The sequence below is a fragment of the Parasphingomonas caseinilytica genome (genome assembly GCF_036663755.1).
In the GTDB taxonomy this organism is placed as follows: Bacteria; Pseudomonadota; Alphaproteobacteria; order Sphingomonadales; family Sphingomonadaceae; genus Sphingomonas.
In genome coordinates this window covers 1,158,847-1,184,492 of sequence record NZ_JAXOJL010000001.1, presented here as the reverse complement: position 1 = coordinate 1,184,492, position 25,646 = coordinate 1,158,847, and the positions used below count along the sequence as shown (strand labels likewise).

Genomic DNA, 25,646 nt, shown 5'->3' with positions numbered 1-25,646 from the left:
AATGGCTGATTGCCAAATCTTTGGTCGCTGGGAGGGTACGCCCGGTTGGTTGATATATAAAGGGAGATCGGCAGGAGCTGACTGAATGACGCTTCACTAAATCCTGTTCTGTGAACGAGGAGGCCGTTTCGGCGTTGCCTACCGACGCCCGGATTCTGCCGGGTGGGCCGCCGCTCGACGGAGTATGCTTTGAAGCGCGATCTAAACCGATTCCAAAGCACGCAGATGTCCATCGCCGCCCTAGGCTGGACGGGCCGCTCTATTCCCGATTGCGACATTCCGGGATCGAAGGCGGCGTGAAAACCGTCTGCACGGAGATGAATGAACGTCTGCAATTGGAAAGCGGGGAAGGGCGCGCGAGCGTCCGTATCTGGGTCAAGCTTGCCCGGCGCAACCTAACGCGCATCCACTCTTTTGCGGATCGGGCACTGGAAGTTTTTGATCCGAGAAGTTTTAATCTCTGTGATCGCGGTGGCTTAGTAGTTTTTCGTAATGGCGAGCACGAAAGCAAAATCGTCGGCGTATTCGAGGTCGGTCTTCGCCTTGGACAGGTCGTTCATATCGTGGCCGCCCTCGAAATCGATCCGCAGCAGCGCAATGCCGCTCGGGTTCGCCGCCTGTAGCCGGGCAGCCATCTTGGCGGCGTTGTGAGGGGCAACACGCGCGTCCTTGCTGCTCGTTGTCAGCATAACCGCAGGATACCGCGCGCCGTCCTTGACCGCGTGATAGCTGTCCATCGCCTTCAATCCACGAAACCCCGCCTCGTCCTTGATCGATCCGAACTCGGGGACGTTGGGTTGGCCATTGGGTTCAAACTCGGCGCGCAGGGGGTTGGACATGCCGACCTTCGAGATCACGGCGGCGAACAGGTCGGGCCGCTCGGTCATCGCCCGCCCGACGGTGATGCCTCCGGCCGATCCGCCGATGATCGCCAGCTGTCGACTCGACGTGTAATCCTGAGCGATCAGCGTTTCGCAGCAGTCGATCAGGTCGCGCCAGGTGTTCGGCTTGGTCGCCTTCTGGCCGCCTTCGTGCCAGGCGCGGCCATATTCGCCGCCGCCACGCACATGGGCGGTGGCGATGATTCCGCCGGCTTCGAGGAAGGCGATGCCACGGGCGTCGAACACCGGCTGCGACGGCCATTGATAGGCCCCGTAGGCGTGTACCAGGCATGGTGCGGCGACGATGCGACCCTTGCGGCGGATGATCGAGATCGGCACGCGCGTTCCGTCGCGCGCGGTCGCGACGATGCGGCGATATTCGTACGGCGACAGGTCGATAGCCGGGCGCTGCTGAAGCCCGGTATTCGTCGCCGCGCTGGTCCGTGCGGCGATCGCGAAGATCGTGCCGGGTTGCAGCCAGCTTGTGATGCGGATCAGCGCGCCGCCGTCCGCCGGGTTCACCGCGACGCTTTGCACCCAGCCTGCGTAAGGCAATGCCACGGGCCGCATCGGACCGGTGGATGGCTGGAAGAACAGGCTTTGTTCACCGCCGTCGTTGACCGTCACGAAGGTGCCGTCGCGTCCGGCGTTTAGTTCGTCGAGCACCGTCTTGCCCGCAGGCATGAGCACTCGCGCTGTTGCCAGCGTTCCGGTGGCCGCGTCGATGCCCAGCAATGCGCCATTGGCGGAAGCATTGTTCGAGATGACATACAGCGTGTCACCGCTCAGCGCGAAATCCGCGACGCCCTCGTCCGCCCGGCATATCTGTCGCCAGGCCGCCTTTCCCGCGAGCACTTCGTAGCGTCGCGCCAGATAGATGGCGAAGGCCCGGACATAGCCATCGCGCATCACCAGCGCGACATGGTCGGTGCCGATCCCGACCTGCAGTTCGGGCGACGAGATTGCCGACATCGGCACGGCGGCATTCATGCCGGCTGCCATGATCTTCCGATCGACGCTCTGCGCGGTGTCCACGCGGTGCAACCACAGGCTACGGTCGTTATAATAGTCGGGGCTGCCGACCGGCCGGCCGGCAAAGCGATTATAGAAAAAGCCGCTGTCGTCGGGCAGCCAGGACGCCGCCGCATATTGGGCATCCACGATGCGATCGGGAAGCAGGCGCGCGCTTGCCACCTCGACGACATGGCCGACCGCGTTTTCGGTTCCTGCCAACGCAACACCAAACGCCAGATAGCGACCGGTCGGCGATGGCACCCACCAGCTGATCGAGGCGGGACTGCGATCGGTGGCGAACGTCGCCGGATCGGCGAGCACCTGTTCGCGCCCGTCGGGGTAATGTGCGACGATACGGTAATTCGCTGCCCCCGCCTCGCGTTTTTGCAGGAACCGGATCGACCCCGCGGGCTTGGGATAGGTCACCTGGGTGACGTCGCCCGACATCGCGGCGATCCGTTTCAGCAATCGCGGCCGATCGGGATACGCGTCGAGGACGCTTCGGGCATACGCGTCCTGTCCGCGCATGAACGGCATCCAGTCGCGATCCGCGGTGTTCTCCAGCCACCGATAGCGATCGACGATCCGCTCGCCCCACAGCGTTTCGGTAACCGGCTCGATCCGCGCGATCGGCGGACGCGACGCCCCGGCGGCGCGGGCAGCACGCGGCAATAGTGCCATGCCGCCGGCCATGGCCGCGGTGGTGAGAAAGCGTCGGCGTGATAGCGAAGGCGCGAGCGTGGTCATGGATGATCTCCTTGCCGGGCATCTAGGGGTGGGAAAGCCTCCCTGCGACCGCCGATCGGTGAGCGACGATATTCCTCGGTGAACGTCATGGCGCATCGCCGCGACCGGGATAAAAGGGTGTTATGAGCCGATCCGGAACGTCCCAAATCGATCTGCCCGCCCGCGCGGTGGTCGCGTCGATCGTGGCGTTCTGGATCGGCTGGATCGCGCTGATGAGCCTGCGCGCCACCCTGCTGGGCTTTGCCGAGCCGGGCGACCTGTTGATCCGCCGGATCGCCGCGGCGGCGGCGGGCGTGTTGCTGACGACGCTGTTCTGGCGAGGGTTGCGCTTCGTGCAAAGCGACCGGCCCGTCCTGATCGCGCTGGCGGCGTTGATCGGCGCGATCCCCGCCACGACGGCCTTCGCGTGCGTCAACTGGTTCCTGTTCTACGGCTGGTATCCGCCCGCCTCTCTGGCAGCAGACGTCGCGCGCTGGGGCTATGCGCGGGTCTTTCGCTACGGCGTCATCGACACCTCTGTGTCCTGGTTCTTCTTCTTCGTCGGCTGGGCGGTCCTCTATCTGTTCCTGCGCGCCGCTGCCCGGTCGATCGCAGCCGAGACGGCCAGTGCGGACGCGCAACTGCGCGCGCTCCGCTATCAGATCAACCCGCACTTCCTGTTCAACGCGCTGGGCGCGCTGGCCGACCTCGTCCAGACGGGACGTGCCGACGACGCCGATCGCATGATCCTCGATCTGTCCGCGCTGCTGCGCCGGATGTTGAACGATGCCGATGCCGCTCCCAACGTTTCGCTGGCGGAGGAGATAGATCTGCAACGTCTGTACTTGGCGCTCGAAACCCGCCGGTTCGAAAACCGGTTGCGTGTCGAAATCGATCTGCCGGACGACCTCGCCGCCCTGCCTGTGCCGCGCCTGATCCTGCAACCGCTGGTCGAAAACGCGGTCAAATACGCGGTCGGCGGGTCGCACGCGGTCGTGACGATCCGGATCGCGGCGGTGGCCGATGCGCGCAGGCTGACGCTGATCGTCGATGACGATGCGGCCGCAGGCGACATCGCGGCATCGGGCTTCGGGATCGGGCTCGCCAATGTCCGCGACCGGTTGCTGGCGATTTATGGCAATGAGGCAAGCCTGGCGGCCGGCCGCCGCGATGATGGCGGCTTTCGCGCCCGCATCGAGATGCCGTGTGGCTGAGCGCCTGAAGACCCTGATCGTCGATGACGAGCCTGCCGCTGTCCGTCGGCTCGTGCGGCTGTGTGAAGCGATACCGTCGATCGAAATAGTGGCGACCGCGAACGACGGCATCGAAGGAATGCGTGTTCTGGATCGCATCGCGGTCGACCTCATTCTGCTCGACATCGAGATGCCCGGCATGTCGGGGCTCGCGATGGCCGAACATTTGGTTGGTCGCGAACCGGCACCTGCGGTCGTCTTCGTCACCGCCTACGACCGGTTTGCGATCCAGGCCTTTGCCGTCGATGCGGTCGGTTACATCCTCAAACCGGTTGATCCTGTCTTCCTGCGCGCGACGATCGAACGGGTCGAACTCCGGGTGAAGCCCGCCCAGACCGGCGGTACGACGGATGCCGCTGTCTTCTGGGCACCGATCCGCGGCACATTGGTAAGGCTGGAGGCAAAGGATATCGATCGCATCACCGGCGAGGATGATTACGCAAGGCTGCATTGCGGAGACAAAAGCTACCTCGTTGCCGAACGGCTCTATGCGATCGAGCAACGCCTAGGTCCGGATCGCTTCGTTCGCATCCATCGGACGACGCTGGTCAACAGCGATCTGATCGACGCGCTGGAAATCGACGCAGGAAGCTGGTCGGTCCGTCTTTCATCAGGCGAAAACTTCCCAATCGGTCGGTCGTTTCTGCCCGCGTTACGCTCGCGATTGGCTGTGAAGTCTGGAAGGCTGTGACGCTACGCATTGGCGCAACTCCTTCTCATTTTAGCGATGACGACAGTTTTCAAGAATACCTGCGTTTCCCCGTTTGATCATCCATTTGGCAAAGCAAGGTGGATGATAGGCTGGGGGCGGCCGTTCGATGTCGTTGTTATCGATGACATGAACGAACAGCCGAAGTTGGAATGCCGAAAACCGCTTTGGAACGTCCGATTTTGGGTCAACTCGTCAAGCGCCGGTTTATACCGCCGAGTCCTAAGGCTCATCGCATTGCGTCCTATAACACGGACGTGGCCAACGCTGCATGAGCTTTTAGTGCATGGCGGGTGGCCTGTATGCCGCTGCAAATCTTTCTTGCCTGTTCCCCGACGTCCAACAGAGACTGGCGAATGAAACGCGCATCCATGCCTTCCACGATCGCGCCGAAGTGGATGTGCCCGCCGTCGCGCAGGCCGAAAATTCCCATCAGATAGCGATCGAAGGCTTGGCGGATCGATTCCATCTGGCCCTGTTCGTCGAGCCAGATCCGGGTCGTCGCCGAACTGGAGAAGGTGGCGAACAATTTGTTGGTCAAGATGGAGTCGGTGTGATGATCGCGGATGTCCTTCGGGGTCAGCGCGACACCGAGGACGCGATCGACATAGCCCTTGATGATCGCGGGCGGCATGCCGAACCAGATCGGATAGACCAGCAGGATGACATCGGCCTGTTGCAGCAAGCCGATCTCGTGCGCGACGTCAGCGGACATTCCGGTCGCGTGGCCGGGCCGGCGATCGGCGCGGAGGCACGGATCGAATTCCAGCGCGTACAGATCGCGGATCACCGCTTCCTGGCCGTTGTCCCGCACCGTCTGGCAATAGCGTTCGGCGACTTCGTGGTTGAAGCTGCCAGGGGCGGGATGGCCCAAGATGACGACATGGCGGATCGGCGTGGTCGCCTCGGTCTGGGAATAGGTCATGCTGGTCCTTTCGGGATCGCCAGCGGCCTGCATAAAGTACGCGCGCCGCCCGGCGCAGGATCGGAAACTACCTAGCCGACGCGCAGTCGCCGTGCCGCGAAGGCAAGGAACAGCGAGAGGCCGGCGGGAAGCCACAAGGCGGCCATGCCGACCTGCGGATAGACCGCCGCACCCGCGATGGCGCCAGCGAGCAACCCTGCCCATAGGGCGAGATAAGCGAACCATTCGAGTCCGCCCGTACCGAGCAGCATCGCCGCGATGCCTTGACCGACCTTGGCCAGCGTACCCGTCATATACGTCAAACCGACGCTGCCGCCGCCGGGCTGTTCGAAGGCGGCATTCTCGGCGCCCATCGCCAGCGTCGTCAGGCCGATCGCCACGACGCTCAAGCCGGCCAGACCGAACGATGCCGCGGCGGCCAGCAATGCGGCGACGAACAGCAGGACCGCCGAGCGGCGGTGTGCGCCCGCCAGCGCGCCACACACCGATCCGAGGACTACACCAAGAACGAACACGCCGATCAGGCTAGCGGCGATGCCCGCGCTCGCCGTCGCATGCGCGATGCCGACGACGAAGCGGGTCGAGTTTCCACTCATAAACGAGACGAAATAGCCGCCGGTCGCGAGAAATCCCACCACATCGACATAGCCGGCGAGCGCGGAGAGGCAGACGGCCAGCGCCTGCACGCGTCGGTCGAGCCTGGTCAGGCGAGTTCGGTCGCGTGCGGCGGATAGGGCGCGGCGGCCCTGTCCGAGGGTAGACCGGCAATCGTGCTGGCAAAGCCGTGATTGACGTCGCGATGATGCGCCTCGTCGTTGCGGACGACCAGCACCACGTCGCGCAAAGTCGCGTCGTCGGCCATCTTCCAATAATGGCGGGCGATAGCGGGCGCGGGAATGTTCGGCGAACGGCCCTCGTCGATCTCCTGCAGGTAGAGCGTGTAACTTGTCACCGCCTCTTCCTCGAAATAGCCGACCACCCGGTGTGCGGTCTTGGCGGAGAGCAGATAAAGGATCGAGAAGCCGATCAGGAACACGCCCTGCACCAGCAGGATCACCATGCGTTCGAACCAGGTCGGCCTGGCGATCTCGATGAACGTCATCAGATGCATGCGTTCGTTTTCCGCCTCCTCCATCAGCGTGCGGATCCAGCCCTGGTCGTCGCGCATCCAGCGCAGGCATTTCAGGTGGGTGAACATCGCCCCGACCATGCCCGGCACCGCCGCCACCGTCTCCAGCACGATCGCGCGGTGTCCGTAGCGCTTGGCGAAGAAGGTGTCGGCGCTGAACCGCAGCAGCTTAGTGAAGCCGAGCGCGAAATGGTCGGAAAAACCCTTTGGTTCATGATGGACGACCGGATGCGCGGCGCGCTCCGTGGCGAGCGCCATGGCATCGGGCTTGAGGACGGTATTGACCATGTGCTGCGCTCTCATTGTGTGTCGGACAGCGGACTAGCCTGCGCGGGCACCGGTGGGGCAGGGCCGGAAACTACCTAGGCGGCCTGCGTAGTTTCCGATGGTGCCGGCGGTCGGGGTCAATGGGCATGGATCGGTTTCTCCCGCCCGCAAATTTCAGGACCATCCATGACCGATCCCGAAAAAACGGACGCTGCCGTGATCCGAGGGCGCGCAGATCGCGCGTCGCGTGCACCGGCCAATCAAGCAATGAGTGCGCACCGGTTTCGTACGCTGATCGTCTCGGCGAGCGCGCTACTGCTATTCTGTCCGAACATCACGATGGGGCAGGGCAGCACATTGCCTGCGATCGCACCGGCGGACGGCGCGATCGAAGCGTTGCGTCCCGGCGACTATTTCTGGGCACCGCAACTCGCGCCGTCCGGTCCGGTCACGGTGATCGTGAGCCTGAAGACGCAGCGGGCTTATGCCTATCGCAACGGCGTGCCGATCGGCGTTTCGACCATATCGAGCGGAAAGAAGGGGCATGCGACCCCGACCGGGATCTTCACGGTCCTGCAAAAAGCGGTCGATCACAAATCGAACCTCTATTCGGACGCGCCGATGCCGTTCATGCAGCGGCTGACCTGGCGCGGCATCGCGCTGCATGCCGGCAATCTGCCCGGCTATCCCGCTTCACACGGCTGCATCCGTCTGCCGCTGGCGTTCGCCAAGCTGCTGTATGGGATTTCCGCGCTGGGCATGACGGTGGTCGTCACCTACGCCGCCGACGTGCCGGTGGTCGTGCCCGCACCCGGCATCCTCGATACGCCGCAGGCAACCGATGCGCCGGAAGGAGACTATGTATGGCATCCGGAGCGCTCGTCGAGCGGGCCGCTGTCGATCGTCATCAGCGGGCAGGACAGCCGCGTAGTCGTCCTGCGCAACGGCGTCGATATCGGATCTGGAGCTATTCGCACCGACACCCCGATCGCGCAGACCGTAGCCTTCTCGTATCTCGGGACCGACGCCACCGGCGAACATTGGGTGCGCTTGCCGCTGCCGGGCGCCGCCGCGCAGGCCGGCGCGGAATTGACCGAAGCAGAGCGTTCGCGTGGGCATCTGCCCGAGGGGCTGCGCCGGGCGATCGGCAGCGTGTTGACGCCCGGCACGACGTTGCTGGTGACGCGGACGTCGCTGCGCAGCAGCGGCGTGGGGCGCAAGCTGACCGTCGTTACAACAGGTGGGCGTTAACGGCGGCGGGCATGGGGGCCGGAATGGCGCCGGGCGCCAGCATGCGGCTGACCAGCAACAATGTGGCGTCGCCCGGATAGGGTTCGACCGTGAAGCCCATGTCGCGTTCCAGTTCGATCGCAGCGTGATTGTCACGACTTTCGATCGCCTCGAGCACGCGGACGCCCTTCGAATCCGCAAAGCGTGCGATATAAGCGAGCAATTCCCAACCCACCCCGCGATGTTTGAAATCCTTGTGGATCGCGATCGCGACCTCACCGTGGTCGAATGTCGCGTCGCATGCGAGCATGGCGGTAGCGATCATCGTCGATCCGTCGGCGGTGAAGGCGAGGAAGTTTTCCGACCAGCGATGATCGACATGCGTCAGCGCGGTGATCTGGGCCGGCCGGACCTCGTTCATCCCGGCGAGAAAGCGGAAGCGCAGGTCCGGTCGGGTCACGTGGGTGAAGAAGTCGGCGACCGTGCCGTCGTCGTCGGGATGTGCGGGGCGTACGTGGAAATGGAACCCCGTACGGGTGGAAAGATGCTTGCTCGGCTGGCTCATCGAAAAGACCTTTCATGCGATGGCGCGCCTTCCGTCCGGCGTGCTTCGTTATCCCGTGCCTAGATGAAGTCCGCGATGTTCAGATAGCGGCGGAAAGTACCTAGACCGCTGGCAACCGCGCGACGAGCTGCCGATCCTGCTCTATCAATGGGACAGGAATACGCAGCGGGTGCCGCCTTTCAACAGGCTGCGCGTGACGCCGCCAAAGGCCCATTCCGTCAGGCGATTGTGGCCATAGGCTCCGGCGACGATCAGATCGACCGCCTCCTCGTCCGCGATTGCCGCGAGGCTGTCGGCATCCCCGTTGCGAGAATGTGCGACGATGATGTCGGCATCGACTCCGTGGCGTTTCAACCAGCCGCTAACGTCTTTGATCCTGGTGCGGATGCCCGCCAGATCCGTGCCGACACCGACGATGATTACGCGGTCGGCATCGTTCAGAAACGGCAGGGCATAGACGACGGCGCGGCGGCATTCGCGCGCGTCGTTCCAGGCGATCATGACGGTCCTGAAATCCGCGGTGACGGCATGGTTCGGCACGACCAGCACCGGTCGACCGGCGCGGACGACCAGATCGCCGGTATCGGCATGGCAGGTCGCGTCACGGTTGTCGGTAGACACGGCGGTGACGATCAGATCGGCGCATCGTGCCTCCAGAGCGACGATGTGCGATACCGGTTCCATGGTCGGGATTGCGCGCCAGTCCAAGACATGGCGCCGGATCGCGTCGCAGGCGTAGAATTCCACCGTGGCGGCCTTCAACTCGTCATCCACTATCTGCCGCTCGGCGACCGCGAGCGCGCCGCAAAAATCTACACCCGCGCACCCGATCTGGACCGGCTCGCACGCTGCGATGCCGATCACACCGGCTTCGTATCGCTCCGCGACCGCTGCGGTGATCGCGAGCACCCCAGCGTTGGACCGGCCGGCGTCGAGATGAACCATCAATGTCTTATAGGGCATGCACTGCCTTCCGATCGTTGCTTTCGCGCCATCGTCGGCCCCAAGCTACCGCGCCGAAAGGTTCGGAAACTACGCAGCGTCCTTCCCGCTGGACGATGGAGGCGTACTCAAGCGTCGAATGGATGAGCTTCGTTCTGGTCGAGGATCGATCGGATGGCGTCGAGTAGCGGCCGGTCGGCGATCGTCTTCGGCAACACGATATCCTCCGGCATCTCAGGCCCGGTCGTCATGTCGACGCTGCCCGAAGACCGCAACACTATGCCGCATCCCCGCCAGCCTGCGCTCCGCATCTTTCGCAGCAATGCGATGCCGCCGATTTCGGGCATGTCCATATCGACGATCAGGCAGGTGATGCTCCGCGCGTTCGGGTCGGCGATCATTGCAGCGCAGGTCGCATAGGAGCGCACATCGAAATTCTCCGCGCCCAGCATCAACTGCCGGTCGCGTCGTACGGATGCGTCTCCATCGACCAGCGCGATGCCGATCCGCGCAACCGGAGCCACCGAGACGTGAGCCAGCATCGTGCATTTCCCTCAATCCAATTCGCACGCGATGACGAAAATGCGGTGCCGCGTCTGTACGTAATGGGCGAAGGGCAGGGGGCAGGGGGCAGGGGTCAGGTTTTGGGCGTCAGGCGTCCAGCCCCGCCGCGAAGGCGATGCGCAGCACGTCCGACAGGCTGTGGGCGTGCAGCTTGGTCATCAGTGCGGCGCGGTGCGCCTCGACCGTTCGGGTCGAGATGCCGAGATCGAACGCGGTGATCTTGTTGGGTTGCCCCTTGACGATGCCGCGCAGGACATCGCCTTCGCGCGGCGTGAGCGCTGCGAGCCTGACCGCCGCGTCCGCTGCGTCGATCTGCACGCGATCGGCGTCGTCGATCCGGCGAAACGCCTCCTCGATCGCGCTCAGCAACGCGGCCTTTTCGAACGGCTTTTCAAGGAACTCCACCGCGCCCGCCTTGATCGCACGCACCGCGAGCGCGATGTCGCCATGTCCGGTCAGCATGATCACGGGCAGCGCAAGGCCCCGCTCGGCCAGCCGTTTCTGCACCTCCAGGCCATCGATCTCCGGCATGCGGATGTCGAGCAACACGCAGCCCGGCGTATCGCGGCCAATCGCCGCCAAGAACGCCACGCCGGATACGTGCGGTTCGACCCGATACCCGCTGATGCGCAGCAGGAAGGCGGCGGACATGCGGATCGCTTCGTCATCGTCGACGATATGTACGAGACGGTCAGGCGTCATCTCTGTTCTCCGGATCGACCAGCACCAGCGTGAAATGGAATGCAGCGCCGCCGCCCGGTGAGGGCGTGGCCCAGATGCGTCCGCCATGCGCCTCGACGATCGTGCGGCAGATCGACAGGCCCAGTCCCATGCCTTCATCCTTGGTTGTCGCGAAGGCCTGAAACAGCCGGTCGGCCATGTCCGCGCCGATCCCGCTTCCGGTATCCGCCACCGTGACCTGAACGCAGCCCGGTGCTTCGTGAACGGTGGAAATGGTCAGCTCGCGCGTGGGGCGGTCCTGCATCGCCTGCAGCGCGTTGCGGATGAGATTGACCAGCACCTGCTCGATCTGGACGCGATCGATCAGCACCAGATGCGGATCGGGATCGAGCGCCATGACGACGCGGACGCCGGCTTCGCGCGCGCCGATCAGGCCGAGCGCGGCCGCTTCGGTGACGACCGCGTCAAGCATCTCCGGCGCGCGCCCCACCTCCCCGCGCGCCACGAATTCGCGCAGCCGGCGAACGATATCCCCCGCCCGCAGCGACTGGCGCGCGGCTAAGTCAAGCGCGTCGCGGATTACGGCCAGTTCAGGGCTTTCAGTCTCCGCCAGCATGTCGCGCGCCGTCTCGACGTAATTGGCGATCGCGGTCAGCGGCTGGTTCAATTCGTGCGCCAGCGTCGACGCCATCGTCCCCATCGCGCTCAATCGCGACATGTGGGTGAGTTCGGACTGCAACTCGCGCAGCCGTTGCTCGGCGCGCTGCCGCTCGGTCAGATCGCGGATGAAGCCGGTGAAGATGCGCTGCCCGCCGCTTGATGTCTCCCCGACGGACAATTCCATCGGGAACGTCTCCCCGTTGCGACGAACCCCGGTCAGAGCGCGCGTGCTGCCGATGATGTGTCGCACGCCGGTCGCGCGATAGGTTGTAAGATGGCCGTCATGCGCCGCGCGGTCGGTCGCCGGCATCAGTTGCGTCACGTTGCCGCCGACTACGTCCGCCTCGACGTGGCCGAACATCGCCTCGGCCGCCGCGCTGAACGAAGCGATCCTGCCATGGTCGTCGATCACCACCATGGCGTCCGGCACCGTTGCGAGAATCGAGGCAAGATGGCGCTCTCGTGCCGCCAGCGCCCGTTCGGCGGACTTCTGGTCGGTGATATCGCGAACGACCTTGCCGAAGCCGCGCAGCGCGCCTTCGCTATCATAGAGCGCGGTGATCGTGACGTTGGCGAGGAATTCCGATCCGTCCTTGCGAACCCGCCAGCTTTCCTCCTCGACGCGGCCTTCGGAATGCGCGCGGGCCAGATCGACGGCGGGCTTGCCGACGGCGATATCTTCGGCGGGATAGGACATGGAGAAGTTCCGCCCGACGATTTCCGCCGCGCTCCAGCCCTTTATCCGTTCCGCGCCACGATTCCATATCGTCACCCGGCCATCCGGATCGAGCATGTAGATCGCGTAATTGGTCGCGCTATCGATCAGCAGGCTGAGTTCGTCGGCGGACGACGCGTCGAGCCGGTGCCCGGACAGATCGGATCCGGGCGGCGCAGCGATGTCTTGCGAACGGCCCGTCATGGGCGATCAGTAGAACATGTCGCGACCGTAAGCGACGACCGACTGGAGCGTCATCATCAGTACCAGAACACCGATGCCGATGGCGGGCCGATGATTGCGAAAAGTCCAAAGATAAGAAAGTTTGGCGGTCACGGCAGATCCTCTCCGATGGCTTCTCGGTTCTAGGCGTCCTTGCGCGGGCCCGATAACCTTCGGAAATTACGCGGCGTGATTTCGCCGAATCGCGGTGCAGGAGCAAAATCAGCTAGGCCGGCCTTCTAATGGGCTGAGTTCAATAGAGAAAACCCACATGCAATCAGCATTGCTGCTAGGGCCATCGTCGCGCGAGACACGCGCTGAGGACAATCGTCATGACGAACCGTGCACTACGCCCGGCTGATCCTCCCACTGCCCCCGTCGCGACAACGGCAACGCAGCGCCCACTGTCGGAGGACATGCTCCGTCGAATGGATGGATACTGGCGAGCAGCTAACTATTTGTCGGTCGGACAGATCTATTTACGTAGCAATCCCATGCTCGACGAGCCGCTCGCGATCGGTGATGTGAAGACCCGTCTGCTCGGACACTGGGGAACGACGCCGGGGTTGAATATGCTCTACGTCCACCTCAACCGGGCCATCGTCGAGCGCGATCTCGACATGATCGCAATCATTGGTCCGGGGCATGGTGGTCCGGGGCTGGTCGCCAACACTTATCTCGAGGGGTCCTACACCGAACGTTATCCCGCGATCGAACGTAGCCGCAGTGGAATGGACCGCTTGTTTCGGCAGTTCTCCTGGCCCGGTGGGATTCCTAGTCACGTCGCGCCCGAAACCCCGGGATCTATTCACGAGGGCGGCGAGCTTGGCTATTCACTCGCCCATGCGTTCGGCGCGGTGTTCGACAATCCTAACCTCATTGTCGCCTGCGTGGTCGGCGATGGCGAAGCCGAAACTGGCGCACTAGCGACGAGCTGGCATAGCAACAAGTTCCTCAACCCGGCGCGCGACGGCGCGGTGTTACCTATTTTACATCTAAACGGCTTCAAGATCGCCAACCCGACCGTGCTTGCGCGTATCAGTCCCGGCGAGTTGACCGACCTTCTGCGCGGCTACGGGTATGAACCGCACTTCGTCGAGGGCGACGTTCCGGTCGATGTACATCAGTCGCTCGCGGCGACACTGGATAATGTGCTCGACCGCATCGCGGCGATCCAGTTAACTGCGCGGGCGGGTGGCGACGACGGTGATCGACCACGTTGGCCGATGATCGTCCTAAAGACACCCAAGGGTTGGACAGGGCCGAAAGTCGTGGATGGTAAGCCGGTCGAGGGCACGTGGCGTGCGCACCAAGTGCCTATCGCTGATTTCAACGATCCGGAACATCTACGGCAGCTCGAGGCCTGGATGCGGAGCTACTGCCCCGACGAGCTATTCGACGCCGCGGGCAAGTTCCGCGAAGAGTTTGCCACCCTCGCTCCGACGGGACATCGGCGTATGGGATCAAATCCAAATGCCAATGGCGGAGAATTGTTGCAGCCGCTGTCGCTGCCGGACTTCCGGGCATATGCGGTCACGCAGTCGGAGCCGGGTACGGTGAAGGCCGCGGCGACCGCAACGCTAGGAGGCTATCTACGTGACGTCATGGCGCTAAATGCCGACGCTGCCAACTTCCGCCTGTTCGGCCCTGACGAGACCGCGTCGAATCGTTTGCAAGCGGTGTACGAAGTAACGGGCAAGGCCTGGATGGCGGACACGGAGCCAAACGATACTGACCTCAGCCGAGATGGCCGTGTGATGGAGGTGTTGAGTGAGCATCTTTGCCAGGGATGGCTCGAAGGTTATCTGCTCACCGGCCGCCACGGCCTATTCTCGTGCTACGAGGCGTTCGTGCACATCGTCGATTCGATGTTCAATCAACATGCGAAATGGCTGAAGGTCACGCGCACTATCCCGTGGCGTAAGCCGATCGCGTCGCTCAATTATCTGTTGACCTCGCATGTCTGGCGGCAAGATCATAATGGCCTGTCGCACCAAGACCCGGGATTTCTGGACCATGTCGCGAGCAAGAAAGCCGACGTGGTGCGGATTTACCTTCCGCCCGACGCCAACTGCCTGTTGTCGGTAGCGGATCACTGCCTACGAAGCCGCAACTACGTGAATGTAATCGTTGCCGGCAAACAGCCGGAGGCGAATTGGCTAAGCATCGACGACGCTGTGCGCCACTGCACCGCCGGCGCTGGGATCTGGGACTGGGCGAGCGACATTACCGATGTTGGCGAAGAGCCGGATGTCGTGATGGCTTGTGCCGGTGATGTGCCGACGCTGGAGACAATGGCCGCGGTGATGCTGCTGCGCGACTATGTACCCGACATCCACATCCGCGTGGTCAACGTTGTCGATCTGATGGTTCTCCAACCACCATCGGAGCATCCCCATGGGCTCGACGAGCGTGCTTTCGATGCGCTGTTCACGACCGACAGGCCGGTGATTTTTGCCTTTCACGGCTACCCCGCGCTGATCCACAAGCTCACTTACCGCCGGACCAACCACCACAACATCCATGTCCGCGGGTACAAGGACGAGGGCACGACGACGACGCCGTTCGACATGGTCGTGCTCAACGATCTCGACCGTTACCGCCTGGCGCTTGATGCTATCGAACGCATCCCCCGGCTGCGAGACCGGCTGCCTGAGGAAACGGCGCGCTATTGGGCGCTGATCGAGCGGCACAAGTTGCACGTCTATGAGGAGGGCGACGATTTGCCCGAGATCCGTAACTGGCAATGGCGGCGGTGATCGCGTTGGCGAGCGCAGAGCGAACCGGCGTTCTCACGCTCAACGAGGGATCTTCGTCGCTCAAGTTCGGCTTTTATGCGATCGGGCCGGACGGGGTCGAGGAACGCTTGTCGGGGGAGGCGGAGGGTGCGCTGCCGGCTTATATGTTCAACCGAATTGATGTGGCCCTGGATGGCTCCCGCCCCGCGGCGATCGGACACCGCATTGTGCATGGCGGGCCTCAGATGTTCGCCCCTGTTGAAATTGATGCTAATGTCCTGGCGCAACTGGAGGGGGCGACGGCGTTCGCGCCGCTGCACGGCCCGGCTGCGCTGTCGCTGATCCGTACAGCACAGGCGCGGTACCCGGATGTGCCGCATATCGCCTGTTTCGACACGGGCTTCCACGAGGGGCTGGAGGAGGTGGCCGCGGTACTGCCGGTACCGAAAGAGTTCCGGGTAGATGGCGTACGGCGTTACGGTTTCCATGGCCTGTCCTGCCAGTCGATCGTCCACCAGTTAGGGCGAGATCTGCCAGAGCGGCTTATAATCGCTCACCTCGGGAGCGGCGCCAGCATTACGGCGGTCAAAAATGGGAAGTCAATCGACACGAGTATGGGCCTGACACCAACGGGCGGCGTTGTGATGGCGTCGCGCTCCGGGGATTTGGATCCCGGCCTACTAATCTATCTCATGCGCGAGCGGGGCCTGGATGCGGCCGGCGTCGAGGATATGGTTGATCGGCGTTCGGGACTGCTCGGTATCTCCGGTGTATCGGGCGATTTGCGCAAGTTGCACGCTGCAGCCGTGACAAACGTCGATGCAGCGTTGGCGATTGCAGTTTTCTGTCGTTCGGTTGGCAAGCAGATTGCCGCAATGATGACGTCGTTGGGCGGCGCGGATATGATCGTATTTACCGGCGGGATCGGCGAAAACGATGCCGTTGTCCGGTCCGCTATTTGCGCTGGTCTTGGTTGGGCCGGTGTTTCGATGGACCCGGCCGCGACGAACGTACGTGTTGTTGTGCGGGTCTTGCCGTCCTTGGAAGGCGCTGAGATGGCGCGCGCCGTTTTTGGTCTCACGGAAATCGCGAACGGCTTTCGCTAGCCAAGGTGAAAGTGGGTAGATGTGGCAGTGCGCCAAATTTGCTGATGGGCTCTTTAAGCCATGCTGAACGAGCGTCTGAAGTTGGCACCGGTTGAAGACGTCGCGAATGACCACTTCTGGGTCAAAGCGCAGCAAGCTCGCCGAGGTGCGGTTCTTCATTGACACACTCGGCGCAGGCGCAGCCAGTTCTCATATGTGAGTGGGCTCGTCAGAAGGATTGTGCTTCGTTTGGCGCCGAAGCGCTTTACCCATACCGATGATCATCAGTGTTTAGCCACCAGATCCCGCTTTGACAACGCACCGATATAACAGCCTGGCGCTGCCAGGAGCCATGATGATTGCGCATCAGCCGCCGCTGCCGAAGGTCCGGGGATCCGGACCCAACCGCCCATCTGGCATATCGAGCGCGTCGATCAATACCACGTCTTCTTCTTCCAGCTGCAACTCGAGAGCAGCAAAGTTGTCCGACAGATGGTCCTGATCGCTCGCCTTCGGAACGGCTGAAAGCCCGTGCGCAATGTGCCAGGCCAAGACGATTTGTGCGGCACTGCGTTCATATTTCCGCGCGATCCGAAGGATTGGTTCGCTGGTCAGCAGGTCTTTGCCCTGACCGAGCGGGCTCCAGCTCTGCGTCACGATGCCGTGGGCCTTGTGATAAGCCTGCGCTTCGCGCTGCTGGAACGTGGGATGCAATTCAATCTGGTTGACTGCCGGCGTCACGCCAGTCGCATCCACAATTTGGTCGAGATGCTCTGGCAGGAAATTTGACACGCCGATCGACAATGCTTTTCCTGCATCGCGGAGCCCGATCATATCCTTCCACGCTTCGACATAACGGTCTTCGCTCGGCACCGGCCAATGCATCAGATACAAGTCCACGGATTCGATACCGAGCAGAGCCAGACTCTCATCCAGCGCGGCGTCCGCGTCTCCATGCCGCGTGTTCCACAACTTGGTCGTGATCCAGACGTCGCTGCCCTTGATCCCATCGCCCACGCCCATTTCGTTGTCATAGATAGCAGCAGTATCGATCAGCCGAAAACCGACGTCGATGCCAGTGCGCACGGCCGTCGCGGCAGCAACATTCTTGATCTGCCATGTGCCCATGCCGAGCTGCGGCATCGAACGGCCATCGTTAAGGGTGAGGTTTGTCATTTCACTCGAACCATCCCGTAGGCAGACGGTTCCTATTCTCGCCTACACCCTGAAATATCGATCAGGGCGAGAGAGCGCGCAATAGCGCCGTTTTCTCCGAACCTCAGCCTATGGTGAGACGCCGGAGTTCGGTAGCGCCCGCTTATAACGCATCAGTCGGAGCCATTTCCGCCGCAGCGCGACCGGATGGTCCGGATAGCGCCGTTCGAGATAATCGACTGCGGTCAGGCGGTCGGTGCGAAAGACGCGAAAGTCCTGCCGGAGTTCGCACCACGACGCGATGACGCGAACGTCCTCGACGTAGCCGACCATAAAAGGTCGGATGGTTCGCTTGCTGATGCGCCCGCTCTCGTCGCGGTAGCCGATCTCTAGCACCCGCCCTTCTCGACACCAGAGCCGCAGCCGCGCGACATCCACGTGATCATCTACCCGCGCTCGCTTCGGCGGAGTGCCGACGGCAGGATCTGCGATCAGATCACGCATCGCTTCGGGGACGATCACGGCCACCTTGGCGAGGACGTCCAGTGCGGCGCGCGCCAGGGCATCGTCACCGTGGACCACCACCCATTGCGCGCCGAGCGCGACCGCCTCGACCTCATCGGCGGTCAGCATCAATGGCGGCAGGTCGAAGCCACGTTCGAGAACGTAGCCGATGCCGGCCTCACCACGGATCGGCACGCGCTGTCCGATCAGTGCGTCGATGTCGCGATAGATCGTTCGCTTGCTGGTCTCGAGCTCATCGGCGATCCGTGCGGCCGTGACCGGCTCTGTGGCACGTCGAAGCAACTGGATGATCTCGAACAGGCGGTCGGCGCGGCGCACCGGTCAACCCAGTGCGACGAGGATCGCACTCGCCATAATGCTGCCCGCGATGAAATAGGGAGCGTTCAGCAGCGTGTAGTAGAAAGGTCGGGGTAAGAGCGGATTGATCGCGATGTTCAGCGTCATCGGAACGAGATATCCCACCCCAACGATGCCGCCAAGGATCAGCGCATCGCCGTACGTTGTTATCCCCAGCGCGTGAAATAGTATGGCGGTAGTGGCGATGGTGAGCGCAGAACAGAGGAAGGGCCCGAGGAGAAACAGGGCACCCGGCTTGACCTGCGGTCGGTCGGCGATCCCGAGAGCCTCGGGATAGCGTTTGGCGACAATACCGACGAACCAGATGCCTCCGAGCACGAAATGCGCGACGCTGGCGGCCAGCACGGCCAGTGCATTCATTTGAGAGATTGCTACAATCATGGTGTTCGCCTTCGCCCCGTTTTGGAAAACCATCACATAGCCGCGGGCTGTTGCCACCGTAGTGTCAGCAGCCATTACGTTTATGCCGTTTTTTAAATGCCAGGTAACAGCAAGCCGTAGGCGTCATTTCGACATTTTTGCAGATCCACTATGTTTTTGGAGTGAGCCGATCTTTGTCGCGGCCGCGCCGACCCCGCCGTCCATCGTCAGGAATGGCTATTGCCGACAGCACTCGTAAGACGATCCCAGTTGCCATGAGCAAGGCCTTCCCGCGCGGCGGGGTCGAGCGAGACTTCCTCGATGAACCGCCGCGGTGCACCACCCTCTTTGTACTGATAGGGAAAGTCGGTGGAGAACAGCAGGCGCTCGGGCCCGACGATGTCGAGGCATCGCTGGAGATAGGTTGCGCTCCACATGCCGCTGCCGGTCACGTAAAGGTTGTTGCGAGCATAGTCGAAAAGCGGTTGGCGCAGATCGAGCGCGCGCTCGAAAACGGCGGATGTACGTTCGAGATAGAAGAGCACCACCTCGCCCCAATGACCAAGGATGATCTGAAGGTCGGGCAATTCATCGAACACCCCGGCTGCGGCAAGACGTATCCATTGCAGCCCGGCCTCATAATGCCATCCCAAGCCGAATGCGGCCAATGCCACATCGGCCTTGTCGCTGATGCCCGAATAGTTTGCGTCACGGACTGCGGCCAATGGGGTCTGTGGATGGATGAAAATCGGAACACGGAGTTCTGCTGCCTTGGCGAGCAGCGGGCGCAGTTTGGCGTGATCGAGGTGCCGCTCTCTCGTCCGACCGCAGAGGAGTGCGCCTTTCAATCCAAGCTCCAGAACAGCGCGTTCGAGCTCTCGCGGTGCCGCGTCGGGGTCAGGGGTCGGTATGGCGGCAAACCCCTGAAAGCGATTAGGATGCCGGGTGCAGGTGTCGGCGATCAAATCGTTCACCCTTCGCGACGCTTCCACGGCCGCTTCGGGAGAAAGATTGTGCAGCCCAGGTGTGGTGAGCGAGAGCACCTGCACATCAACGCCCTGCTCGTCCATCAGCGCGATCCGACCACTACCGAGATCGGCGAGACGCCGCCCGTTTTCGCCGCCGTCTGCGAGGGCCGAAACAGGATCGTATGGGGGCGGGGCGGCCTCCCAGGCGTCGCGCACGGCTTGAGGGAGAATATGCTCTTCGATTGCGATCAGGCGCACGGGCGATCTCACATGACGTTCCGTCTAGTCAAACAAGTGTGCGAGGTTTTTGTTTCGCGAACACTACCGATCCGCACTTGTGCAGGGGCGCCGGGCCAATCAATCGTCCAGTGCTACGGCTCGCCTCGGTGTGCGAAAAAGCGCGTGTGAACGAACTTCCGCAAATAGACGTCGATCAGATGCCCGCCAACGTCCACAACTGGGTCACGAGGCCGAAAAATCTTAGCGCGGCGTTTGTGTAACTGATCAAGAAACTGGTGGACGCCCCGGTCCAGTTTTGCTGGGAACGGTGAATGACAAAGGTGATCTTCGCACTCGACCAGGAAGTTTCCTCCAACGTTGAACTCGATACCCTCGTTATCTCGCCCAGTCGGGAAAGCTGGAACGATTTCGGTTTTCGGATCCGCGTGGATATCGCGTTCGTCACGCAATTTTCCCACGATCGAGTTCTGAACCTTCCGGGGTTCTTCGGATTTATCGGCGATTCCAAAAGCAAGGCGGACGTCCGTCTGCTGAAACAGCTTCTCGATGCTGCTCCAGGCAACCGGCTCGAAGCGAAGGACGTTCCCGCGTTCTTTACCATGTTACCGCACATGCGAGCCTACCGGGACATCGTCGCCTATCTCGGATCGGAGATCGCGACGAAGGCGCTGATCGCGATGAACGAGGTCGTTGCGACGGACGAGGGCATAAATAGTCCGCACTGGTTTCGGGACGCCAAAGAGTCCCAAATCTTCAAGAAGGGGTTTCTGCGATCCTCCGAGGCCTTCTTCGCGTGGGCGAACGCAGGATCCATGCTCTATGGCCTCGAGCACGAGCAGGTCGGTCGTATTTCTGACACCTTCAACATTCGCTTTCAGCTGGCCGGTCGCCCCAACGAGCACGATCTCAGCTTTAGGTTCGACGTCAACGACGATATCCTGCCACGACGCTTCGCCGTAGTGATTGGCGAGAACGGCGTCGGCAAGAGCCAAACGTTGGGCAACATCGCCAAGGCGGCGCTCGACGGTCGCAAGGACCTGACGGACGCCGACGGAGGTCGGCCCTATCTCAATCGTCTCCTCGCTTTCGCGCCTACGTCCACGACGTCGTCGGTTTTCCCCAACGACCGACGACGCAATCCGAAGGTCTGGTACCGGCGGTTCGCGCTGGGTCATCCCGGCGGAACGCGCGGTCGCTACACGACGGCGGAGTTGATCATGCGGCTGGCCCGGTCCGAGGAGAACATAGGTACTCGCAGTCGACTCAAGATCTTCCTGATCGCCATCGCCGCGATAGACAGCGGTCACGAACTCGGCCTTCGCGCCTCTCGCGGTTACCGTGCCGACTTGATACACATCGGCGACCTGATGAAAGGCGGCGAGGAGGAGCGGATCGAACGGTTCGGGGCGATCGATCTTCGACGCGAGCCGGTCCGCATCATCGATGGCTTGCACTATCCACTCAGCAGCGGCGAACAGTCGTTCCTGCGGTTCGCCGCCATCGCCAGCCTTTATATAGAGAATGGAACGCTCGTCCTGCTCGACGAACCCGAGACACATCTTCACCCGAAATTCATCAGCCAGTTTGTGGCCGTCTTGGATAATCTTCTGGAGCAGACAGGCTCGGCCGCCATCATCTCGACCCATTCCGTATACTTCGTGCGGGAGTCCTTCGAGGACCAAGTCATTGTCCTGCGCTCAGAGAAGGATCGGTCCGTCATGGCGGAGCGGCCTACTCTGAAGACGTTCGGCGCCGACGTCGGATCGATCTCGTACTTCGTGTTCGGCGAGGACGAGCCGTCGCGGTTGGCGCTCGAGGCAGAGCGCCGGATCGCCGACAGTTCGTCCTCTTGGGAAAAGATCTTCGAGCAGTACAAGGACGAAGTGTCCCTCGACCTGCTTGCGGAGATCCGCGCACGCCTCGAGCCGCCGAAACCGGCGCGCCGCCCGTGAACAAGCTTTCACCCCCAACCTATGACGACAACGCTGCTCTGGACTCCCTAGCGAGCAACAAGCTCCTCGGCAGCTTTCCTCGGTTGACACGTCATCTTCCGAAATTGAAGGCCGGATATATTCAGTACGTCGCTGCCAAAGGCGACGTGACCGCGGTCAATCCAGTCATCATCCCAAAGATTACCGCGGGCTTTCTGCGTGGACATTACGGATCACCGCCTAAGGCGATCGAGTACATCACGGCCATGCGCCTCGACAGCGACGCCAACACGTGCCCGATGTGCGGATCGCTTCACAGTGGCACGCTGGACCACCTGATGGATAAGGAAAGCCACCCGGCGTTTTCCATCTTCGCGCAGAACCTTGTCCCAGCCTGCAAGTGTAACAGCAAGCGTCTCAAACCTCTTGTAGGTCCCAATGCTGGCGAACGGATCCTTCATCCTTATTTCGACGCCGTTCTCGCCGAGCGGATTGTCGCCGGCCGCTTCACGGACCTCGGCCCGGCGCCCCATGTCGAGACTCGCATCGTTCTCGATACCACGCATCCGCACCATGCGGCTGCCGTGTTCCATCACGATAGCGTAATTATGCGAACCGCAATCCACCGCTACCTCGGCAAGCGATGGGCCATGCTCATACGGCGCCCGTCGCTAGCCGTTCCCGATCTCGCGCTTGATCCGGTCGATCGGCTCGAGTTGATGACGATGATCATATCGGAGCGAGATCGGACTGACGAATCGCGAGAAAGCAGAAACAACTGGGACTCTGTTTTCCTGACCGGGCTTCTCGACGACGACGTCCTGGATTGGCTCTATGGTCGTTTCAGCCGAGGAGGCCGAAGGCTTGGCGGTACGTTGCTCTGACAAAATCAGCCAGATCCGAGTCGAAGAAATTGAGCGATACCCAATGAACGAAGGGCCGAAGTTGGGCGGCCGGTAAGAGGCTTCGAATGTCGCCTCATGGGTCGTAGCCGACGGATCAAATACGTTTCGCTCAGGCGCAGAAGGCCGCTGGGTCCACTGCCCGCCGACGGGAACGACGAACGGCAAACCTTTCGGGGCGATGATCAGCACCGATCGTAAGTGTTTGCCGGAAACTGACAAGGATGCGTGAAGCGCTGCAGAAAACCGTTGCGGTTCGGTTCTTGCCTGTTTCGAACCGTCTGACGGCACAAGTTGACTTGCAGACCCTGACCGCAGCTCTTAACCAACCGGCCAGCCGGTATCTTGCTCATGATCGGTGTTGTATGTACGATCTGGGCCTTCAGACACGGAAGGCTCGAAAATGTACAACCAGAACATCTTGATCACAGGCGCGACAGGCAAGACTGGTAGACGGGTCTTGGAGTTGCTGCGTACGCGAGGTGTCCCCTGCCGGCCTGCATCCCGTCGTTCTGAAACGCCATTCGACTGGGGAGATGAGTCGAGTTGGTCGGCAGCCATCGATGGAATCGACGCAATCTATGTAGTCTTGCCCGATCTCGGGACTTGCGAGGCGACAGCGAGAATGGGCCGGTTCGCGCGTCTTGTCGCAGCACGCGGCGACGCCAACGTCGTCCTCGTCTCGACACCCGACGACGGCACGGAGTTCTCACGGGAGGTCCGGCTGACTGAAAGCAAGATCGTCAAAGCGGGCTTAGGCCTGACCAGTTTGCGACTGCGCTGGTTCTACCAGAACTTCAGCGAGGATTTTCTCAAGCCCGCGGTTCTTGCTGGCGAGTTGCGCCTTCCCGCGGAAGACGGGCTAGAAGCGTTCGTTGACGCTGACGACATCGCCGAGGTCGCTGCCGCCGTCTTGACCGATGCGACGCACGACGCGGCAAATTATGATCTGACGGGGCCTCGTCTTATGGGATTTGCCGACGTCGCTAGGGATCTGAGCAAGGCGATCGGTCGCGACATCCGCTATGACGCCGTCACCCCGGCGACATATGTCGCTGAACAACTCGCCGCCGGTGTACCAATGGAGTGGGCGTCGCTTTCATGCGAACTCTACGGTCAGATCGCTAGCAGGAAGCTGGAAACGACGGCTGACGACATCGCGCGCGTGCTCGGCAGGCCGCCCCGAGATTTTACCGAGTTCGCATTTGAGGCCGCGAGTAGAGGCGCTTGGTCCTAGGGATCGCCGGTTCGGGGACGGATGCGGTCATATACCTCTCCTCGCTTCGTCAGCAGCTATCGGTGCTGCACTTGCGGTTGGGCAGGGAGGGCATGAGGGACGTTACCCTAGCGCGTCGTTGGAGTGGAACGGCCAAGTCTCCATTCGAGCGGGTTCGCACCATGGATCCATCGTCAAACGAGACCTTTAACGCCGCGGCCATGGCAAACCTCAGAGCTGCTTGGCCCGCTTTCGAGTCGGCTGTTATCGCTGATACTTGGGCCGGAATGATGGATGTCACCCCAGATTCGCTGCCGGTCATCTCTCCGGTCTCAGTGATTCCAGGACTTACGCTCGCTTCCGGGTTTTCGGGGCATGGTTTCGGTACGGCCCCTGCAGCTGGGCAGCTCGCTGCGGATCTCGTATGTGGAACCACGCCGATCATCGATCCCACACCCTATCGCCTTGATCGCTTCTGAGGTTCGAGCAGTCAATTCGCTAAACTGCGTATCCGGTTGTTCTGATGCAGCGGTGGGTGGACATCGGAGTTTGGCGAGCCGCTGCCCGACGATCAGCCGCATCTCCGCCGTGCCCTTTCTCAGGCAGGGTTCAAGCGGGAAAGACCTTCGATGTGAGAATACGGATAAGATATTATGCATGACCATCGCGGCCACGTCCCGACGAGCAGGGCGAGCCGTTACCTTCAGCAGCTTTGCAAGCACTGGTCGCACCGTTTCGCAGTCGAGTTCGACGCATCGGCTGGATCCGTGGATTTTGGAGACGGCTCATCGCTGGACCTCGTTGCGAAGGCAGACCGGCTCGTGATGGTCATCCATGGCCCGCAGGAGGCCATTATCACGCTCGAGCGGATAGTCGTCGAACATGTGGACCGCTTCGCTCATCGTGAGAAGCTGTTCTACGAGTGGGGCATTTGAATGGCCCACGCGCAACTACCCACCGTTTTCGCAGGGCAGGGTAGGCCAACGACGGGGTATACCTTGCTCGCCTGACCAAACCGGGCGGGCTTTTCGCGGTCCGGAAGTCCTAAGCGATGCCCTTGACTAACAAGGTCATCATCAGGCTCGGCGCCGTGGCACGAGCGATTGTTCCCCGAAGCAAAGCCATAAGCGTCGCCTTTAGAAGTCCATCGTATGCGAGCAGCATCCAATCGGTCGGAAGATCGCTTCCGAATGCCCCGTTGCGCACACCGCGCTGGAAGAGCTGTATCATGCGGTCATGATAGAAGACCCAATCGTCATCTCGGCCAGTAGGTCCATGGCCGAGATGAGGGGGGTCGGTGAAGCCAAATGCATATAGCTCGGCGTCCGCGATGAAGAACCGCGTCAGGTCGGTAAGCGCCACTAAAGGATCGCCCTGATCTATCCTAGCTCGCTCCATCGCATCTCTGGTCGCACCGATACATGCCTGACGCAACAGTTCGACGAGCTCGTCACGGGTGGGCGAAAGTCGGTATAGCGTCGCCCGGCTCACACCGGCGGCCTCCCCTAGCTGGTGCAGGCCGGCAGCGGGCTGCATGGCCATAGCGACCGAGAGATTACGTAATAGCCGGTCTCGTTTCGTCACCGCAGCCTCTGTCGCAAACCATCACCCTTCTAAACCGCCCGAGGTGGGCATCTTGCCGTGCCAGCGGGTAAGCCGCCAGCGCAATGAAGGTGCCATGGGCTA

25 protein-coding genes are annotated in these 25,646 nt (G+C 62.0%); 10 read left to right on the top strand and 15 right to left on the bottom strand.

Annotation, left to right across the window (positions count from 1 at the left end; genetic code table 11):
- Positions 1–476: 476 nt before the first annotated feature.
- Positions 477–2,642, bottom strand: a complete 2,166-nt coding sequence (locus tag U1738_RS05655; protein WP_332788031.1) for a prolyl oligopeptidase family serine peptidase — start codon at positions 2,640–2,642, stop codon at positions 477–479.
- Between the two features lie 122 nt (positions 2,643–2,764).
- Between U1738_RS05655 and U1738_RS05650 the strand changes: the two genes are divergently transcribed.
- Positions 2,765–3,835: a sensor histidine kinase gene (locus U1738_RS05650; protein ID WP_332788030.1), complete on the top strand. Its 1,071-nt coding sequence runs from the start codon at positions 2,765–2,767 to the stop codon at positions 3,833–3,835.
- Positions 3,828–4,565 carry a LytR/AlgR family response regulator transcription factor gene (locus U1738_RS05645; RefSeq protein WP_332788029.1) on the top strand — a complete coding sequence of 246 codons (738 nt, stop codon included), beginning with the start codon at positions 3,828–3,830 and terminating at the stop codon, positions 4,563–4,565. The genes U1738_RS05650 and U1738_RS05645 overlap by 8 nt, the downstream gene beginning before the upstream one ends.
- Positions 4,566–4,827: 262 nt before the next feature.
- On the opposite strand, the gene U1738_RS05640 is transcribed toward U1738_RS05645, so the two are convergent.
- From U1738_RS05640 to U1738_RS05630, 3 genes are all read right to left on the bottom strand, one after another.
- Positions 4,828–5,508 carry an NAD(P)H-dependent oxidoreductase gene (locus U1738_RS05640; RefSeq protein ID WP_332788028.1) on the bottom strand — a complete coding sequence of 227 codons (681 nt, stop codon included), beginning with the start codon at positions 5,506–5,508 and terminating at the stop codon, positions 4,828–4,830.
- Positions 5,509–5,579: 71 nt separating this feature from the next.
- On the bottom strand, positions 5,580–6,194 hold the full coding sequence (locus U1738_RS05635; protein ID WP_332788027.1) for a YoaK family protein: 615 nt from the start codon (positions 6,192–6,194) through the stop codon (positions 5,580–5,582).
- 17 nt (positions 6,195–6,211) lie between these two features.
- Positions 6,212–6,895, bottom strand: a complete 684-nt coding sequence (locus U1738_RS05630; protein ID WP_332788228.1) for an alternative oxidase — start codon at positions 6,893–6,895, stop codon at positions 6,212–6,214.
- A gap of 195 nt (positions 6,896–7,090) precedes the next feature.
- On the opposite strand from U1738_RS05630, the gene U1738_RS05625 reads away from it, so the two are divergent.
- The gene (locus U1738_RS05625) at positions 7,091–8,155 is read left to right on the top strand and encodes a L,D-transpeptidase (protein ID WP_332788026.1); all 1,065 of its coding nucleotides are present in this window, start codon (positions 7,091–7,093) and stop codon (positions 8,153–8,155) included.
- Here the strand turns inward: U1738_RS05625 and U1738_RS05620 are convergent.
- The 6 genes from U1738_RS05620 to U1738_RS05595 form a co-directional block, all read right to left on the bottom strand.
- A complete protein-coding gene (locus tag U1738_RS05620) occupies positions 8,136–8,699 on the bottom strand; it encodes a GNAT family N-acetyltransferase (RefSeq protein ID WP_332788025.1) in 564 nt (187 codons plus the stop codon). The genes U1738_RS05625 and U1738_RS05620 overlap by 20 nt on opposite strands.
- Before the next feature lie 144 nt (positions 8,700–8,843).
- Positions 8,844–9,662 (bottom strand): universal stress protein, encoded by an 819-nt coding sequence (locus U1738_RS05615; protein WP_332788024.1) that lies wholly within the window; start codon positions 9,660–9,662, stop codon positions 8,844–8,846.
- Between the two features lie 107 nt (positions 9,663–9,769).
- The gene (locus U1738_RS05610; protein ID WP_332788023.1) at positions 9,770–10,183 is read right to left on the bottom strand and encodes a response regulator; all 414 of its coding nucleotides are present in this window, start codon (positions 10,181–10,183) and stop codon (positions 9,770–9,772) included.
- 109 nt (positions 10,184–10,292) lie between these two features.
- On the bottom strand, positions 10,293–10,907 hold the full coding sequence (locus tag U1738_RS05605; protein WP_332788022.1) for a response regulator transcription factor: 615 nt from the start codon (positions 10,905–10,907) through the stop codon (positions 10,293–10,295).
- Positions 10,897–12,465, bottom strand: coding sequence for a PAS domain-containing sensor histidine kinase (locus tag U1738_RS05600; RefSeq protein WP_332788021.1), 1,569 nt, complete (start codon positions 12,463–12,465; stop codon positions 10,897–10,899). The genes U1738_RS05605 and U1738_RS05600 overlap by 11 nt, the downstream gene beginning before the upstream one ends.
- Before the next feature lie 6 nt (positions 12,466–12,471).
- Positions 12,472–12,597 carry a hypothetical protein gene (locus tag U1738_RS05595; protein ID WP_332788020.1) on the bottom strand — a complete coding sequence of 42 codons (126 nt, stop codon included), beginning with the start codon at positions 12,595–12,597 and terminating at the stop codon, positions 12,472–12,474.
- 302 nt (positions 12,598–12,899) lie between these two features.
- On the opposite strand from U1738_RS05595, the gene U1738_RS05590 reads away from it, so the two are divergent.
- Complete coding sequence (locus U1738_RS05590) at positions 12,900–15,242, top strand: phosphoketolase family protein (protein WP_332788227.1); 2,343 nt, start codon at positions 12,900–12,902, stop codon at positions 15,240–15,242.
- The gene (locus U1738_RS05585; protein ID WP_332788019.1) at positions 15,230–16,327 is read left to right on the top strand and encodes an acetate/propionate family kinase; all 1,098 of its coding nucleotides are present in this window, start codon (positions 15,230–15,232) and stop codon (positions 16,325–16,327) included. Before U1738_RS05590 ends, U1738_RS05585 begins: the two co-directional genes overlap by 13 nt.
- A 345-nt stretch (positions 16,328–16,672) precedes the next feature.
- Here U1738_RS05585 and U1738_RS05580 read toward each other — a convergent pair whose 3' ends face one another.
- From U1738_RS05580 to U1738_RS05565, 4 genes are all read right to left on the bottom strand, one after another.
- Positions 16,673–17,482, bottom strand: coding sequence for an aldo/keto reductase (locus tag U1738_RS05580; RefSeq protein WP_332788018.1), 810 nt, complete (start codon positions 17,480–17,482; stop codon positions 16,673–16,675).
- Between the two features lie 108 nt (positions 17,483–17,590).
- A complete protein-coding gene (locus U1738_RS05575) occupies positions 17,591–18,304 on the bottom strand; it encodes a helix-turn-helix transcriptional regulator (RefSeq protein WP_332788017.1) in 714 nt (237 codons plus the stop codon).
- A gap of 3 nt (positions 18,305–18,307) precedes the next feature.
- Entirely contained in the window at positions 18,308–18,799 is a 492-nt protein-coding gene (locus U1738_RS05570) for a DUF1761 domain-containing protein (protein WP_332788016.1), read from the bottom strand.
- A gap of 131 nt (positions 18,800–18,930) precedes the next feature.
- On the bottom strand, positions 18,931–19,929 hold the full coding sequence (locus tag U1738_RS05565) for an amidohydrolase family protein (RefSeq protein WP_332788015.1): 999 nt from the start codon (positions 19,927–19,929) through the stop codon (positions 18,931–18,933).
- 293 nt (positions 19,930–20,222) lie between these two features.
- On the opposite strand from U1738_RS05565, the gene U1738_RS05560 reads away from it, so the two are divergent.
- The 5 genes from U1738_RS05560 to U1738_RS05540 all read left to right on the top strand — a co-directional run bounded on the left by U1738_RS05560 (position 20,223) and on the right by U1738_RS05540 (position 24,895).
- The gene (locus U1738_RS05560; RefSeq protein ID WP_332788014.1) at positions 20,223–21,863 is read left to right on the top strand and encodes an AAA family ATPase; all 1,641 of its coding nucleotides are present in this window, start codon (positions 20,223–20,225) and stop codon (positions 21,861–21,863) included.
- On the top strand, positions 21,860–22,726 hold the full coding sequence (locus U1738_RS05555) for a hypothetical protein (protein WP_332788013.1): 867 nt from the start codon (positions 21,860–21,862) through the stop codon (positions 22,724–22,726). The genes U1738_RS05560 and U1738_RS05555 overlap by 4 nt, the downstream gene beginning before the upstream one ends.
- A gap of 643 nt (positions 22,727–23,369) precedes the next feature.
- Positions 23,370–23,981, top strand: a complete 612-nt coding sequence (locus tag U1738_RS05550) for a Rossmann-fold NAD(P)-binding domain-containing protein (RefSeq protein ID WP_332788012.1) — start codon at positions 23,370–23,372, stop codon at positions 23,979–23,981.
- 92 nt (positions 23,982–24,073) lie between these two features.
- Complete coding sequence (locus U1738_RS05545; RefSeq protein ID WP_332788011.1) at positions 24,074–24,439, top strand: NAD(P)/FAD-dependent oxidoreductase; 366 nt, start codon at positions 24,074–24,076, stop codon at positions 24,437–24,439.
- 174 nt (positions 24,440–24,613) lie between these two features.
- A complete protein-coding gene (locus tag U1738_RS05540; RefSeq protein WP_332788010.1) occupies positions 24,614–24,895 on the top strand; it encodes a DUF2218 domain-containing protein in 282 nt (93 codons plus the stop codon).
- A gap of 109 nt (positions 24,896–25,004) precedes the next feature.
- Here the strand turns inward: U1738_RS05540 and U1738_RS05535 are convergent, their stop codons facing one another.
- Positions 25,005–25,502 (bottom strand): TetR/AcrR family transcriptional regulator, encoded by a 498-nt coding sequence (locus U1738_RS05535; protein WP_332788009.1) that lies wholly within the window; start codon positions 25,500–25,502, stop codon positions 25,005–25,007.
- Positions 25,503–25,646 lie beyond the last annotated feature (144 nt).

Excerpts from the sequence above, each read along its gene's own strand:
- U1738_RS05610 (WP_332788023.1), bottom strand. The coding sequence starts at position 10,183 with ATGCTGGCTCACGTCTCGGTGGCTCCGGTTGCGCGGATCGGCATCGCG.
- U1738_RS05590 (WP_332788227.1), top strand. The coding sequence starts at position 12,900 with ATGCTCCGTCGAATGGATGGATACTGGCGAGCAGCTAACTATTTGTCG.
- U1738_RS05630 (WP_332788228.1), bottom strand. The coding sequence starts at position 6,895 with ATGGCGCTCGCCACGGAGCGCGCCGCGCATCCGGTCGTCCATCATGAA.
- U1738_RS05625 (WP_332788026.1), top strand. The coding sequence starts at position 7,091 with ATGACCGATCCCGAAAAAACGGACGCTGCCGTGATCCGAGGGCGCGCA.
- U1738_RS05605 (WP_332788022.1), bottom strand. The coding sequence starts at position 10,907 with ATGACGCCTGACCGTCTCGTACATATCGTCGACGATGACGAAGCGATC.
- U1738_RS05540 (WP_332788010.1), top strand. The coding sequence starts at position 24,614 with ATGCATGACCATCGCGGCCACGTCCCGACGAGCAGGGCGAGCCGTTAC.
- U1738_RS05615 (WP_332788024.1), bottom strand. The coding sequence starts at position 9,662 with ATGCCCTATAAGACATTGATGGTTCATCTCGACGCCGGCCGGTCCAAC.
- U1738_RS05560 (WP_332788014.1), top strand. The coding sequence starts at position 20,223 with ATGACAAAGGTGATCTTCGCACTCGACCAGGAAGTTTCCTCCAACGTT.
- U1738_RS05600 (WP_332788021.1), bottom strand. The coding sequence starts at position 12,465 with ATGACGGGCCGTTCGCAAGACATCGCTGCGCCGCCCGGATCCGATCTG.
- U1738_RS05650 (WP_332788030.1), top strand. The coding sequence starts at position 2,765 with ATGAGCCGATCCGGAACGTCCCAAATCGATCTGCCCGCCCGCGCGGTG.
- U1738_RS05550 (WP_332788012.1), top strand. The coding sequence starts at position 23,370 with ATGGGCCGGTTCGCGCGTCTTGTCGCAGCACGCGGCGACGCCAACGTC.
- U1738_RS05655 (WP_332788031.1), bottom strand. The coding sequence starts at position 2,642 with ATGACCACGCTCGCGCCTTCGCTATCACGCCGACGCTTTCTCACCACC.
- U1738_RS05580 (WP_332788018.1), bottom strand. The coding sequence starts at position 17,482 with ATGACAAACCTCACCCTTAACGATGGCCGTTCGATGCCGCAGCTCGGC.
- U1738_RS05585 (WP_332788019.1), top strand. The coding sequence starts at position 15,230 with ATGGCGGCGGTGATCGCGTTGGCGAGCGCAGAGCGAACCGGCGTTCTC.
- U1738_RS05535 (WP_332788009.1), bottom strand. The coding sequence starts at position 25,502 with ATGGCCATGCAGCCCGCTGCCGGCCTGCACCAGCTAGGGGAGGCCGCC.
- U1738_RS05570 (WP_332788016.1), bottom strand. The coding sequence starts at position 18,799 with ATGGCTGCTGACACTACGGTGGCAACAGCCCGCGGCTATGTGATGGTT.
- U1738_RS05620 (WP_332788025.1), bottom strand. The coding sequence starts at position 8,699 with ATGAGCCAGCCGAGCAAGCATCTTTCCACCCGTACGGGGTTCCATTTC.
- U1738_RS05640 (WP_332788028.1), bottom strand. The coding sequence starts at position 5,508 with ATGACCTATTCCCAGACCGAGGCGACCACGCCGATCCGCCATGTCGTC.
- U1738_RS05545 (WP_332788011.1), top strand. The coding sequence starts at position 24,074 with ATGAGGGACGTTACCCTAGCGCGTCGTTGGAGTGGAACGGCCAAGTCT.